Here is a 14,799-nt window from a genome sequence, read left to right as displayed (position 1 = left end):
ATTTACAAAGTATATATAACTTCTATCAAACCCATTCATTTCATTTATAGTGCATTATAGCATAATAATAACGATTACTTCATCTTTATATATCTATCCTAGCATTAAAGATAAAAAAAGTATCGGAAAATCGTTAGATATAAATAAAATTTTAAAAAATTTAACTCCCAATTAATAAATAAAAAATTGAACATATAAGTTACGAGAAATATCAATAGTAAAGCATCATTAAAATATGAACTTAAATTAAAATAATTTGATAAGAATAAATTTATCAACAACTTTAAAATGTGTATAATAGACTTATTGTAAATAAAGGAGCGATACATTTTGAATGCGAATGAGTTGTTCGAAAAAATACGAGTTAAACAAGTTATAGGAACGTTAGATATAAATGTTACTGATATCACTACAGATTCACGTACAGCAAGTGAAGGAAGTATATTCGTCGCATCAAAAGGTTATACCGTAGATAGCCACAAATTTTGTCAAAACGTTGTTGATCAAGGCGCTAAAATTGTAGTAGTTAATCATAAACAAGAATTAAGTGAAGATGTTACCCAAGTTATCGTACCCGATACATTAAGAGTAGCTAGCTTATTAGCACATACGCTATTCGATTACCCAAGCCAACAATTAACTACATTTGGAATCACAGGGACTAACGGTAAAACCTCAATTGCGACCATGATTCATTTGATTTTCAGAGGTTTAGGAAAAGGCAGTGCATACTTGGGCACAAATGGCTTTCAAATTAATGAACAAAAGACTAAAGGTGCCAATACAACACCAGAAACAGTCTCTCTAACAAAGAAAATTAAACAAGCCGTTGACGAAAATGCAGAAGCGATGACAATGGAAGTATCGAGTCATGGTTTATCATTAGGACGTTTACGAGGCGTTGAATTTGATGTAGCCGTTTTTTCAAATCTTACACAAGATCATTTAGATTTCCACGGTACTATGGAAGCATATGGCCATGCGAAATCTCTATTATTTAGTCAACTAGGTGAATATTTATCTAAAGAGAAATACGTAGTATTAAATAATGACGATGATTTCTCAGAATATTTAGCATCAGTGACGCCATATGAAATTTTCAGTTATGGAATTGATAATGACGCTCAATTTATGGCTAAAAATATTAAAGAATCTCTACAAGGCGTTGATTTTGATTTTGATACACCATTTGGTACATATCGCGTTAAATCACCATATGTCGGTAAATTCAATATTTCTAATATTATGGCTGCGATAATTGCTGTATGGAGTAAAGGAACGCCAATGCAAGATATTATAGAAGTAGTTAAATCTCTTGAACCTGTCGAAGGACGATTAGAAGTATTAGATCCTAACTTACCGATTGATTTAATTATTGATTATGCGCATACAGCAGATGGTATGAATAAACTCATAGATGCAGTTAAACCATTTGTGAAACAAAAACTTATCTTCTTAGTAGGTATGGCTGGAGAACGTGATTTAACTAAAACGCCAGAAATGGGTGCAGTAGCATGTAGAGCAGATTATGTAATCTTCACTCCTGATAACCCAGCAAATGACGATCCTAAAATGCTAACAGCTGAATTAGCTAAAGGTGCCACACATAATAATTATGTGGAATTTGAAGATCGTGCAGAAGGTATTAGACATGCGATTGACATTGCTGAACCTGGAGATACAGTGGTATTAGCTTCTAAAGGTCGAGAGCCATATCAAATCATGCCAGGCCATGTTAAAGTGCCACATAGAGATGATTTAATAGGATTAGAAGCAGCTTATAAAAAATTTGGTGGCGAGCAAGTTGATGATTAAACAACTTTCAACACAAAATGAAGTTGTGAATGTTTATATATATAAGAACAAAGAAAGTAATCATCTTATGTTAGCTATCCCAGACATGTTTTGGTCTTTAGAAGTTTCATTAGATATGAGTTTAAATGAAATAGAAGAAGAACTAGTCATGCATATATTTAATTTTAAAGATGAAGAGGAAGCAACCCATATTGCTTCTATATTAATAACCTGGATAGCAGAGTATTTAAAGGAGACAAATAAATGAGTTTAAAAGAAGAAGTTGAATCAAGAAAGACGTTTGCCATCATCTCCCACCCAGATGCTGGTAAAACGACATTAACCGAAAAACTATTATATTTTAGTGGTGCGATTCGTGAAGCGGGTACCGTAAAAGGTAAAAAGACAGGAAAATTTGCGACAAGTGACTGGATGAAAGTAGAACAAGAACGTGGTATCTCGGTAACAAGTTCTGTGATGCAATTTGATTATGATGATTATAAAATTAATATCTTAGATACACCAGGGCACGAAGACTTTTCAGAAGATACGTACCGTACGTTGATGGCCGTAGACAGTGCTGTAATGGTTATAGACTGTGCCAAAGGTATTGAGCCTCAAACGTTAAAACTATTCAAAGTATGTAAAATGCGTGGTATTCCTATCTTCACGTTCATTAATAAATTAGACCGTGTAGGTAAAGAACCTTTCGAATTATTAGATGAAATTGAAGAAACATTAAATATTGAAACATATCCAATGAATTGGCCAATTGGAATGGGCCAAAATTTCTTTGGTATCATTGACCGTCATACAAAATCAATCGAACCATTTAGAGATGAAGAGAATGTTTTACATTTAAATGATGAGTATGAATTAGAAGAAGACCATTCAATTAGTAACGACAGTGCGTTTGAACAAGCTATCGAGGAATTTATGTTAGTTGAAGAAGCGGGAGAACAATTTGATAATGAAGCATTATTAAATGGTGAACTGACACCAGTATTCTTTGGTTCAGCTTTAGCTAACTTTGGTGTTCAAAACTTCTTAAATGCCTATGTAGATCATGCGCCTATGCCAAATGCCCGTCAAACAAATGAAGAAGTAGAAGTAAGCCCATTTGATGAAGAATTTTCTGGATTTATCTTTAAAATTCAAGCCAATATGGATCCTAAACACCGTGATAGAATTGCCTTTATGCGTGTAGTAAGTGGAGCATTTGAACGTGGTATGGATGTCACATTACAACGTACAAACAAAAAACAAAAGATTACGCGTTCAACTTCCTTTATGGCGGATGATAAAGAAACCGTCAACCATGCCGTAGCCGGTGATATTATTGGTTTATACGATACAGGTAATTATCAAATTGGGGATACGCTTGTTGGTGGAAAACAAAAGTTCAATTTCCAAGATTTACCACAGTTCACACCAGAAATTTTTATGAAAGTATCTGCTAAAAATGTTATGAAACAAAAACATTTCCATAAAGGTATCGAACAACTTGTACAAGAAGGTGCAATTCAATATTATAAAACATTGCATACGAACCAAATCATCTTGGGTGCTGTTGGTCAGTTACAATTTGAAGTGTTTGAGCATCGTATGAAAAATGAATATAATGTCGATGTAGTTATGGAACAGGTAGGTAGAAAAATAGCACGTTGGATTGAAAATGAAGATGATATTCAAGATAAAATGAATACATCACGTTCAATCTTAGTGAAAGACAGATATGATAACTTTGTCTTCCTATTTGAAAATGAGTTCGCTACACGTTGGTTTGAAGAGAAATTCCCAGAAATTAAATTATTTAGCTTATTATAAGAATAACTTTGTATAGAGTGGGTAATAATCAATATACTGTTAAGATTTTAATTAGTTGATAATTAATAATTGTGTATTTGGACTGACTTTGGTTATAATACACATAACAAATGAATACCTATGACAACATACATGTCAGAGGGGAGTAACTTGAGAACCATAAGAACACATGGTTTAGCACTTTATCGTCATTACGAAGTCTTATCTTCCGGTAAAGTGGGCAATTAATTGCTAAGTGAGACCTTTGCTATTATTTAGCATAGGTCTCTTTATTTGTATTAAAATAAAAAGGAGCTGTCCACATTGGATCCGAGTTTAATTTTACCGTATTTGTGGGTAATTTTAGTGCTAGTCTTTTTAGAAGGCTTATTAGCAGCTGATAACGCTGTCGTAATGGCTGTAATGGTTAAGCACTTACCACCCGAACAACGTAAGAAAGCATTATTTTACGGCCTATTAGGTGCGTTTGTATTCCGTTTCCTTGCTTTATTCCTAATCAGTATTATCGTTAATTTCTGGTTTATTCAAGCACTAGGCGCTGCATATTTAATCTTTATGTCTATAAAAAATCTTTGGAATTTCTTCCACTCAAAAGGCGAAGAACAACCCGAAGGAGACGACCATCACTTTGATGAGTCTGGTAAAGAGAAAAAAGTTAGTCCTATGCAATTCTGGGGCACTGTATTTAAAGTAGAATTTGCTGATATTGCTTTTGCTATTGATTCAATGTTAGCTGCCATGGCTATTGCCGTGACATTACCTGAAGTGGGTATCCACTTTGGCGGTATGGATTTAGGACAATTTAGTGTAATGTTTATCGGTGGCATGATTGGCGTTATTCTTATGCGTTTTGCTGCTACATGGTTCGTTAACTTACTTAATAAATACCCTGGCTTAGAAGGCGCTGCTTTTGCCATTGTAGGTTGGGTAGGTATTAAATTAGTAGTCATCGTACTTGCTCATAAAGATATCGGCATTTTACCAGAAGACTTCCCACATAGTACATTATGGCAAGCCATTTTCTGGACTGTAATGATTCTATTAGTTGTTATTGGTTGGTTAACATCAGTACGTAATAATAAAAAGAAAAATAAATAATATTAGCATTATCTTTAGAGCTTGAGACATTTTTATAAATGTTTTGAGCTCTAATTTTATTAGTAGGGGAGAGGCATAAACATAGAATTAACATGCTTTATTCTTTTTTGCAGAATCTTGCTAGGAGATAATAGAATATATAGGAAAATTAGATAGATGTACCATTCTCAACATATTTTATAAGGGAATTTTAGAAATACATCATCAATTCATTGCTAATTTATACTATTGATATTAAACTTTAATTAATGTATAAATGACTTAAAATTAAAAAATACATAGTTACATACAAGTATATCGCTTAAATTTCGTCATAATATAATATACGTTATGAGTTAAACGTTAGGAGTGAGCATCTTTGAATAATGATAAAAAACATGTAATACCTCGTGATAAATATCGCCGTAAACGTCATGAATATTTTCATAATGAAGAGCGTGAGGCTAGAATTAAGCGAGAAAAAGAGCAAAGAGAGCGCTTAGCTCAAAAAGAGCAACAACAAGCAAAGCTTAATGAAGAACGCGTGAAAGACAATTTGAGAAAAGCGCGAATTGAAAAACTCACTCAAGAAGAAATTCAACAACAGCAGCATCTAGCAAAGCTAAGAGCAGAAAATGAGTCTACTTCTAAAGTTGAAGGCAATTCAAAGGATTCCCATAATTTAACTTTGCCTGAAGAACAACATCTTAAAAAAGAAAATAAGTCTGAGAATAAAGACAATAAAATTTCAGACAATGCGCGTAATCAAAATAAAACTACTAGTATTGATGGTAATAAAAATGACACTAACTTATCTCAGCCTGAATATAGTAGATTAAGAAAAAACAAAGACAAAGAAGAACAAAGTACTATTAAGAAAGAGAAAAACAAAAAGAAACAAGCTAACCTCACAACTCATCAACAAGAACATGGCGATAAGTCATCTAAAAGCAATGACACAGCTAAGGTTGATAAGTTAACAGACAATGCTAAGTCTGGTAAAGCTCGTAAAGATGAACATAAAACAACCTTAACTAAAGAAACTAATGACAGTTCAAAACGATTAGATGATCAAACATCAAATGATAATGACAAGGCGCAAGCTCATACTTCATCTAAAGAGAAACAAGCCGATGATAAGGATAAACTAGCATCAAACAATACTAATTTTATGGATCAAGTGAAAGCATTCTTTAAATTACATTGGGTTAAAATAGTTATTGTTGTAGCAATTATCTTAATTATTCTATTATTAAATGCTATTATTTCTAATATTAATCAAAGTAGTAGTGTTAACCAAAGTGAAAGTAATCATACGAAGTATACATCAACTATGAAAAACGCTAACGACACTGTTAAGTCAGTAGTAACAGTGGAAAGTGACGCACCTAAGAAAACTTCAGTTCAACAAACAAATACAAATTCAAATAGTGAACTTGGCTCAGGTGTCGTCTACAAAAAAGTAGGCGATGCTTTTTTTATTTTAACTAATACTCACATTATAAGTGGTAGCGATAAGATTAAAGTAACTTATGGTGATCATACCTCAACACAAGCAAGCGTTATTGGTAAAGATAAATGGTCTGATATTGCAGTGATTAAGGCAAATATCAAAGATCAAAACATTAAACCAATTGAGATTGGAGATTCAAGTAAATTAGTTTTGGGTGAATCTATTATTGTAGTAGGCAACCCATTAGGCGAAGACTTTAAAAACAGTGTGTCTAAAGGCATCGTTTCGGGACTGAATAGAGCAGTAGCTGTAGATTTTGACCAAGATAGTGAAAATGATGAACGTATTAAAGCATTTCAAATAGATGCGTCAGTTAATCCTGGAAATTCGGGTGGCGCCGTAGTAAACGATAGTGGAAGACTTGTTGGTATAGTGTCATTAAAAATAAATATGCCAAACATAGAAGGCATGGGTTTTGCCATTCCTATTAACGATGCTATGGAAATAGCTAATGAACTAGAAAAGAAAGGTAAAATCGATTATCCTAATACAGGTATCGCCATTGAAAATGTACAAGACCTTAATAGCTATGAACGTGAAATTTTAAACGTTCCAAATGATATTGCGAACGGTATAGTAGTGGAAAAGTTAAAAGATGGTGGGTTAGGTGAAAAATCTGGTTTAAAAACTGGCGATGTAGTTGTAGAATTAGATAGTAAAACAATAAAAAATAATTTAGATTATAGACAGATTATTTTCAATCATAGACAGGATTTAGCAACATTGACAGGAAAAATATATAGAGACGGAAAATCTCAAGAAATAAAAATCAAATTAAAATAACGTTGAGGTGACAAGTTAATGTCTATTTTCGGTAAGTTATTAAAAAAATCAAGTCCTCAACAAGGGATTGTTTTATATTATCTAATAGCTATAGTTGTCGCATTTTTATTATTAAACTTACCGTTTGTACATAAACAGGGTGTGACCGTGAGTCCTATAGACACTTTATTTGTGGCTGTCTCTGGTATTAGTGTAACTGGCTTATCACCAATTAATATTGTGGATACTTATTCGGTGTTTGGGCAAATAATTATACTAGTTATATTAAATATCGGCGGAATTGGCGTTATGGCAATCGGTACTGTTTTATGGGTCGTGCTCGGTAAACATATTGGTATTCGTGAACGTCAATTAATCATGCTAGATAATAATAAAGATACGATGAGCGGGACAGTAAAATTAATCTTAGAAATAATTAAAACGATACTGACAATCGAATTTGTTGGTGCTTTATTATTAGCATTTTACTTTTATAGAGACAATCCAGATTTGAAAAATTCATTGATGCAAGGATTGTTTGTTTCAGTATCTGCAACTACAAATGGTGGATTAGACATCACAGGTCAATCTTTAGTGCCATATGCGAAAGATTATTTTGTCCAAACGATTGTAATGTTTTTAATCGTATTAGGCTCTATAGGATTTCCAGTATTATTAGAAATTAGAGCTTATGTTAGAAATAGAGTAAGCCATTTTAGATTTTCTTTGTTTACTAAAATAACTACAACAACATATTTCTTTTTATTCACTTTCGGGGTGATAGTTATCTTAGCACTTGAACATAATCATGCTTTTAAAGGTTTAAGCTGGCATCAATCGTTATTCTATTCTCTATTTCAATCTGCAACGACGAGAAGTGCTGGTTTACAAACAATAGATGTTACTAACTTTAGTGATGCAACCAATGTCATCATGAGTCTCTTAATGTTTATAGGTTCTTCTCCAAGTTCAGTCGGTGGGGGTATCCGTACCACTACTTTTGCGATTTTAATTTTGTTTGTTATTAATTTTAATAATAATACTGAAAAATCAGCCGTCAAAGTATTTAATAGAGAAATCCATGTCGTAGATATACAACGTTCATTTGCGGTATTTACTATGGCATCATTGCTTACATTTACAAGTATGATAATTATCTTAGCTACGGAAAAAAGTAATTTAACGTTCTTGCAAGTATTCTTTGAAGTCATGTCAGCGTTCGGAACATGTGGTTTATCATTAGGCGTTACTGACGATATTAGTGGACTTACAAAAGTCATACTAATGATATTGATGTTTATAGGACGTGTAGGCCTTATTTCATTTATTATTATGATTGCAGGCCGTAAAGAACCAGATAAATTCCACTATCCTAAAGAACGTGTACAAATAGGTTAATTTGAGAAGTCAGTCGAGACATAGAAATATGTCTTAGACTGGCTTTTTATCTATTTTAAAACGTACTAAATGAATAACACTCAGGGTTTAATAAATGTTAAACTAACCTTAAATAAGGGGTGTGTAAACGTGGAAAAAAACGAAAATATAAATATAAATATTTTGGCAACATCTGATATGCATAGTCATTTTTTGAATGGTGATTATGGATCGAATATTTACCGCGCCGGTGCGTATGTTAAAAATGTTAGAGAAAATAATGATAATGTTATTTTACTTGATAGCGGAGGGAGTTTAGCTGGCTCTTTGGAAGCCTATTATTACGCTATTGTAGCACCATATAAACGTCACCCAATGGTTAAGCTAATGAATGATATGCAATATGATGCGAGTGGGGTAAGTCCCGATGATTTTAAATTCGGATTATCTTTCTTAACACGTTCCGTATCATTAGCACGCTTTCAGTGGTTATCGGCCAATATAGAGTACTCACTGACGAAAGAGCCTTATTTTTCAACACCTTATGTGATTAAACAATATGACAATGTTAGGATAGCGATTGTTGGTTTGACGGCAGATGGGTTAATGAAAAATGAATACGCTGAAATGGAAAAAGATGTTTCTATTGAAAAAACATTATTTTCAGCAAGACGATGGATTAGATATATTCATGAAACTGAACATCCAGATTTCTTAATCGTTATTTATCATGGAGGTTTAAATAAGATTAGTCAGACGAATCATCGTCACGGAGAGAGTTCGCACGAAGCTGAAAAATTAATGAAAGAAATTGGTGTAATTGATTTAATGATTACTGCCCACCAACATCAAACAATAATTGGTAATGATTATGAGACAATGTATGTTCAAGCAGGTCAAAATGCGCAAGAATTAATTCACGTTAAAATAAAATTTAAAAAACGAACAAGCACCTTCGAAAAAGAAGATATTCAGTCTGAAGTCGTTGATTTAAGTGAATACAAAGAAGATGATGAGTTACTCGATATGACATATTATGATCGCAAAGCAGTAGCGCATTGGTCTAAAGAAGTCATTTCCGAAAACAATTATAATATGCAAGTTAATGGACTAGAGGATTTGCTAACCAAGACACATCCATTTACCCAACTTCTACATGATAGTCTTAAATTGGCCTATGATAATACTATTACATGTGCTAATGTGCCTAAAAATGGTGAAAAGGGATTTAATGACGTAATAACAAATGAAGATATTTATTATGCCTATCCTCACCCAGATAAAGCACTCGATTTAACTCTGACTGGTCAACAAATCAAAGACATGATTGAATATACATATTCTTACATCCAATTTGAAAATGAACAGTTAACTATGACAATTGTAGACGAAACTTTATGTACCATATGGCAAGGTTTTGAATATGAAGTGGACATGTCGAAAGAACCATTTAACCGTGTGTGTTTGAAAGACATAGAATTAAATGAGGAATATAGAATTACGATGACAGATTATTGTTACAGAAATTATCGTCAATATTTAGATGAGGCTATGATTCATCACGCTACTCATAATTTACCAATGAGTATGCTTATTGCTAAAAATTTAAAAGAGCCAAGCTATAACTTATCAGTCATAGACAACTTTAAAGTAAATATTTAATGCTCTCTTCAATAATATAAACGTATGTGCGTTACAAATTACTTCTAAAAAAAGAAACTTTTCTTAGCTATTTAAACTAAGAAAAGTTTTTTATCCATGAAATATTAATAACAAGATGATGGCAACAATTTGGCCTAATGATGTAGTTACTATACGACGTGTATATTGATAACTAAATGATAAAACTAATTGAGTAACAAAAATAAATGCTACAATCCACCATTTGTCTAAGTATATAAATAACGAACTTGAGCATAAGGCAGTAATAATAATTACTAACCAGCTAGGTAACTTAAAACGAGTTAATTCTTTTTGCAAAACTGTTCTCATATATAATTCATGACAAGGTATAACAAAAATTAACGTTACTAGCATTTGCCATTTGAAATATACACCTGTTCTTGATAGTTCTTTAATAAGCTCAGCATACGTTATTTGTGGTGTTAATAACGAGAAGATGAATTGAACAATAATCAAGACGATACTTGTTAAAATTCCAACCCCAATAGAAGTTAATAAACGTTTCGACTCAATATCCCTTTGGTAGAAAACATAACTAATGCCAGCAATCAACATAATACCTGTGTATAAATACCAGTATTCTTGATGCTCCCCCCACATAATATATAGAATCAAATGGAAGACAATAAAGCTTGCAATAAACCAAATTAAAGCTTTCGATATATTTTTCATTTAATATTAACCTTCTTATTCAACGATCGTATATCGTTTGTGATTAATAACTGTTTTCTCTGGTAAGTCTAAGTCATTAAAGTTATCCATAATAGTTAAGTCAACAATTACTGAATTGTCATTAATTTTTTCAACACGGCCTCTTAAACCGTCATAAAATTCTACAATATTTCCTACTTCTGCAACAGTCATTTCGAGTCCTCCTCAAATCATAGCTAGGCTATATTGTACTAAAATTTAGCCTAATAATAAACAAATATATGCTAAAAATGGCAAATAATATTTTAATTTTGAAAATAATGTCAAATTTGAGTAAATAATTGGCAATATATTTAATTATAAGGCATAACTAGATTAAGGGCATATATCAGAGAGATAAGAGGAGAGATAAATATGAAATTTGTAAGTAATAATAATATTACCGATCCTACTATTAATCTTGCGATGGAAGAGTATGTATTAAAGCACTTACCAGCAGATGATAGTTACTTTTTATTTTACGTGAATGGCCCATCTATTATTGTTGGTAAAAACCAAAATACAATTGAAGAGGTCAACAAACAATATGTAGATGAACACGGTATCCATGTAGTTCGACGTATTTCTGGAGGCGGTGCTGTCTATCACGATCAGGGTAATTTAAACTTTAGTTTTATTACTGATGATGATGGCAATAGTTTCCATAATTTTAAAAAATTTACTGAACCTATCGTTCAAGCGTTACAATCTATGGGCGTTAATGCCGAAATGACTGGACGAAATGATATCCAAGTAGGGCAAGCTAAAATTTCAGGAAATGCAATGGTTAAAGTTAAAGAAAGAATGTTTAGCCACGGTACATTAATGCTTAATAGTGACTTAGGCGAGGTACAAAACGCATTAAGAGTTAACCCTAAAAAAATTCAATCTAAGGGTATTAAATCTGTACGTAAACGTGTTGCTAATATTGATGAATTTTTAGAAGAATCAATTTCTATTGAAGAATTTAAACAAATCATCTTGAAAACGATCTTCGGCGAACATGAAGTAGAAGAGTACAAATTAACAGATGAAGATTGGAAGAACATCGAAGAGTTAAGTAATGAAAAATATCGTACGTGGGATTGGAACTATGGAAGAAATCCTAACTACAACTTTGAACGTGACGAGAAATTTGAAAAAGGTTTCGTTCAAATTAAATTCGACGTTAAAAAAGGTAAAATCGAACATGCCAGAATTTTCGGTGATTTCTTTGGTGAAGGCGATATAACTGAATTAGAAAATGCATTAGTTGGTGCACTTCATGATTATACACATATTAAAGAAGGCATGGAAAATTATGATTTCTATCACTATTTCGGAGACATCGACAAAGAAAAAATCTTAAAATTAATGTCTTATTAATAGTATGGCCAATGAGATAAGCAATTAAATAAAATTAATTAAGGCTCTGGATAAAGATTTTTAGGCTTGTCCAGAGCTTTAAATAATGGCATAAAAAATAACCCCTCATTCTCACGAAGGGTTATTATAAAGTACGGAAACGGAGGGATTCGAACCCTCGCGCCGCTCTCGCGACCTACACCCTTAGCAGGGGCGCCTCTTCAGCCAACTTGAGTACGTTTCCATATGGCTCCGCAGGTAGGATTCGAACCTACGACCGATCGGTTAACAGCCGATAGCTCTACCACTGAGCTACTGCGGATTAATATGAATTTCATATGATTTCTCTAATGAGCACAAATATTATTATATCAATAAACTTAAAATTTGCAAGGGATAATTTTCAAAAAATATACGGAATATTTACACTATATTAATATAAAAATCCCGTATATTTTAAAATTAAACATAAAACTATCTATCTTGTAATAGGGAATAGTGTGAAAGTGCTTCGAAAATATTTAGTGTAGATTTTTCATAGTCGATAGGCATTTCTGGATTATTAGATTTCATACGCGCATGTTTATCCACCATGTAATAGTAATAAATACAATTTGAGTATTGATGCCATAAACTATGATATGAAACGTTGAGGGTTAAAGTTTGTTCATTAGCGAAAATAATTTTACTTTTCCGATTTTTAAGAGGCTTTACTTCTAAAACGTAATGCATGTTAATCCACATGTTTTCTTCTAAGCGATCCGAATGTGTAGGAAAGAAATAAGTAGGGAACAAAGGAGTTAGCAGGATTGGGGGTTTACTTGTGATACCTGCAATTCGTTGTGTTTCTGATTTCTTGCTAATATAGTTGTTTCCATAAAATTTACAAGACCGTTCTATGATTTTCTGAGTTTTAAAGGGGCTAGTTTCGATTGATGTGTCATATTTCATGATTTTAGTTCCATTAGTTTGACCATAATCATCAAATATAGGTTTAATTACCATATCCCCTTTACGAATAATATAAACTGTATTATGAGGTGATGAATTTTGCTCCATCAAAGCCCTTCTTTATTTAAATATTTATTATTAGTAAATATTTATTATTAGTAAATATTTATTGTCTGTAACTAATAATATTTAATTATTATATAAAATTATTATGTATTGTCAAGCGTTTCTTAATAAATGATATTACACTTATTTCTAATGAAAAGTCAGGATATTCGATTGATTAAAAAAATAAAAACTTGTATACTATCAATAAATAAATAAGAAAGGCAGTGATTGTAATGCATTACAATACCAACGTCAAACACACGACGCTAGAAGATTTTGTAACAACGGTTAATGATCTTGGAATTGAGCTAGTAATTGATGAGGCCCTTCGGCAAGCACGTAAAAAACAACTTATTGAATTAATTGATGAAACATTAGTTAATAAAAATGAAACAGATTTTATCAATTATACGAATGAATATAAAAATTTGGAGGCATTTCTAAATGAGTAAATCAGGATCCTGTAGTTCATTATAAAAGGTCTATTCACTACTTAAAGTTAGCGAATAGACCTTTTTAATTTTATTATTTTTTACCGCCTTTTGATCTTCCTTCTATCTTATCACGAATCCATTTTACTAAATAACCAGTGATAAGCGTTCTTAAGACGCGTTTAACGATATTCATATTTTCTTGCTCCTTTACTTAATGGTTATTAAATTCTACCCGATTCACATACAGTTAAAGATAAATTTTAAAAAATATTAAGAAGAAACGCTTAATTTCAACAAAAATTTGTCTTATATATCTTTTTTAGACAACGTAATGTAGCCGTATTGATCTGCTTTTGTTGTAAATATAATTAAAATTCCATGAATAATTGAAATGATGCTAGGAATAGCAGTCCAGAAGAACACTAAATGGAGCACGCCTTGCCATACTTTATCAGCATAGAATTTGTGAATACCAACGCCACCTAAGAAAATAGCACATAGCACATATAACGTTTTGTTTACCTTCATAATCACGATGCCTCCTTAAATCCACATTTTAATCATTTTCGGATAAAAAGCAAATCATCTAAATTTACAATTAATTTAATAATATTTGGAAGTTTTATATAATGTAATTAAATGACAATTGAAAAGGGGATGAAGGTATATGATACGTAAGGCGAGACCAAGCGATAATAAACAAATTGCGGAATTATGTTATATAATTTGGCAAGATATGGAGCTCGATATTATTAATCATATTACTAAAGAACGAGTGCTTCACGCTTTAGAAGAAAGTATCGTCAACATTAATTATCGTACAAATTATCAGAATGTGTGGGTGTATGAACAAGAAGGGCAAGTTGCAGGTTGTATTATCGCATATGATGGGGCACAAGAAATGATGTTAGAGAGCTCATGGCAAGAATTGGCGCTTGAAGAAGATATAAAAAGCTTGGGGACACCATTACCTTTAAAAGAAGCACATGACGATGAATGGTATATCGAAACCGTTGCTACATTTCCCGAATTTAGGGGACAAGGCATTGCTACGCAACTATTTGAATACCTCATCCACAGTTATCCAAATTATAAATGGAGTTTAAGTTGTGACTATGATAATCCTAAAGCACAAAAACTTTATGAACGTTTAGGTTTTAAATGGACAGAAGATATCAATTTGTATGGGCATAATTATTTACATATGGTTTATATGCCAGGTTAACGAGTTAAATAAAA

The 14,799-nt window shown here is 32.2% G+C and carries 15 protein-coding genes, 2 tRNA genes and 1 riboswitch; of the genes, 10 read left to right on the top strand and 7 right to left on the bottom strand.

All coding sequences use genetic code 11. The annotated features are described in order from the left end of the window. Positions 1-330 precede the first annotated feature (330 nt). The 7 genes from FH144_RS03135 to FH144_RS03105 all read left to right on the top strand — a co-directional run bounded on the left by FH144_RS03135 (position 331) and on the right by FH144_RS03105 (position 10,012). Entirely contained in the window at positions 331-1,815 is a 1,485-nt protein-coding gene (locus FH144_RS03135) for a UDP-N-acetylmuramoyl-L-alanyl-D-glutamate--L-lysine ligase (protein WP_242313613.1), read from the top strand. After that, on the top strand, positions 1,808-2,062 hold the full coding sequence (locus FH144_RS03130) for a YueH family protein (RefSeq protein ID WP_242313684.1): 255 nt from the start codon (positions 1,808-1,810) through the stop codon (positions 2,060-2,062). Before FH144_RS03135 ends, FH144_RS03130 begins: the two co-directional genes overlap by 8 nt. After that, positions 2,059-3,621, top strand: a complete 1,563-nt coding sequence (locus FH144_RS03125) for a peptide chain release factor 3 (protein WP_107506944.1) — start codon at positions 2,059-2,061, stop codon at positions 3,619-3,621. Before FH144_RS03130 ends, FH144_RS03125 begins: the two co-directional genes overlap by 4 nt. Positions 3,622-3,749: 128 nt before the next feature. Next, positions 3,750-3,854: riboswitch (yybP-ykoY riboswitch) on the top strand. 70 nt (positions 3,855-3,924) lie between these two features. Further along, positions 3,925-4,719 (top strand): TerC family protein, encoded by a 795-nt coding sequence (locus FH144_RS03120; protein ID WP_242313612.1) that lies wholly within the window; start codon positions 3,925-3,927, stop codon positions 4,717-4,719. Positions 4,720-5,077: 358 nt separating this feature from the next. After that, complete coding sequence (locus FH144_RS03115; protein ID WP_242313611.1) at positions 5,078-6,994, top strand: trypsin-like peptidase domain-containing protein; 1,917 nt, start codon at positions 5,078-5,080, stop codon at positions 6,992-6,994. An 18-nt stretch (positions 6,995-7,012) separates the two neighbouring features. After that, a complete protein-coding gene (locus tag FH144_RS03110; RefSeq protein ID WP_242313610.1) occupies positions 7,013-8,371 on the top strand; it encodes a TrkH family potassium uptake protein in 1,359 nt (452 codons plus the stop codon). Positions 8,372-8,500: 129 nt separating this feature from the next. Further along, positions 8,501-10,012, top strand: a complete 1,512-nt coding sequence (locus FH144_RS03105) for a bifunctional metallophosphatase/5'-nucleotidase (RefSeq protein ID WP_242313609.1) — start codon at positions 8,501-8,503, stop codon at positions 10,010-10,012. 90 nt (positions 10,013-10,102) lie between these two features. On the opposite strand, the gene FH144_RS03100 is transcribed toward FH144_RS03105, so the two are convergent. Together FH144_RS03100 and FH144_RS03095 are read right to left on the bottom strand one after the other, a co-directional pair. Then, positions 10,103-10,705, bottom strand: a complete 603-nt coding sequence (locus FH144_RS03100) for a CPBP family glutamic-type intramembrane protease (RefSeq protein WP_198611072.1) — start codon at positions 10,703-10,705, stop codon at positions 10,103-10,105. Between the two features lie 15 nt (positions 10,706-10,720). After that, the gene (locus FH144_RS03095) at positions 10,721-10,897 is read right to left on the bottom strand and encodes a YkvS family protein (RefSeq protein WP_103166787.1); all 177 of its coding nucleotides are present in this window, start codon (positions 10,895-10,897) and stop codon (positions 10,721-10,723) included. 201 nt (positions 10,898-11,098) lie between these two features. On the opposite strand from FH144_RS03095, the gene lplA reads away from it, so the two are divergent. Beyond that, the gene (gene lplA / locus FH144_RS03090; protein ID WP_242313608.1) at positions 11,099-12,088 is read left to right on the top strand and encodes a lipoate--protein ligase; all 990 of its coding nucleotides are present in this window, start codon (positions 11,099-11,101) and stop codon (positions 12,086-12,088) included. Between the two features lie 134 nt (positions 12,089-12,222). On the opposite strand, the gene FH144_RS03085 is transcribed toward lplA, so the two are convergent. From FH144_RS03085 to FH144_RS03075, 3 genes are all read right to left on the bottom strand, one after another. Beyond that, positions 12,223-12,311, bottom strand: a tRNA-Ser gene (locus FH144_RS03085). 3 nt (positions 12,312-12,314) lie between these two features. After that, positions 12,315-12,389 (bottom strand) — tRNA-Asn (locus tag FH144_RS03080). Positions 12,390-12,541: 152 nt separating this feature from the next. After that, positions 12,542-13,126, bottom strand: coding sequence for a competence protein ComK (locus tag FH144_RS03075; RefSeq protein WP_242313607.1), 585 nt, complete (start codon positions 13,124-13,126; stop codon positions 12,542-12,544). 233 nt (positions 13,127-13,359) lie between these two features. On the opposite strand from FH144_RS03075, the gene FH144_RS03070 reads away from it, so the two are divergent. Further along, positions 13,360-13,578 (top strand): IDEAL domain-containing protein, encoded by a 219-nt coding sequence (locus FH144_RS03070; protein WP_242313606.1) that lies wholly within the window; start codon positions 13,360-13,362, stop codon positions 13,576-13,578. A 73-nt stretch (positions 13,579-13,651) separates the two neighbouring features. On the opposite strand, the gene FH144_RS12035 is transcribed toward FH144_RS03070, so the two are convergent. Beyond that, on the bottom strand, positions 13,652-13,753 hold the full coding sequence (locus FH144_RS12035; protein WP_252866595.1) for an SAR1012 family small protein: 102 nt from the start codon (positions 13,751-13,753) through the stop codon (positions 13,652-13,654). 113 nt (positions 13,754-13,866) lie between these two features. Then, positions 13,867-14,088 (bottom strand): TM2 domain-containing protein, encoded by a 222-nt coding sequence (locus tag FH144_RS03065; protein ID WP_107506877.1) that lies wholly within the window; start codon positions 14,086-14,088, stop codon positions 13,867-13,869. 139 nt (positions 14,089-14,227) lie between these two features. Here FH144_RS03065 and FH144_RS03060 point away from each other — a divergent pair, with 139 nt between their 5' ends. Beyond that, complete coding sequence (locus tag FH144_RS03060; RefSeq protein WP_242313605.1) at positions 14,228-14,785, top strand: GNAT family N-acetyltransferase; 558 nt, start codon at positions 14,228-14,230, stop codon at positions 14,783-14,785. Positions 14,786-14,799 lie beyond the last annotated feature (14 nt).

Origin of the sequence: Staphylococcus sp. acrmy (assembly GCF_022690565.1) — a bacterium.
Taxonomy (GTDB): Bacteria; Bacillota; Bacilli; order Staphylococcales; family Staphylococcaceae; genus Staphylococcus; species Staphylococcus caledonicus.
The sequence above is the reverse complement of the archived record's forward strand: the minus strand, read 5'-3'. Positions and strand labels throughout refer to the sequence as shown.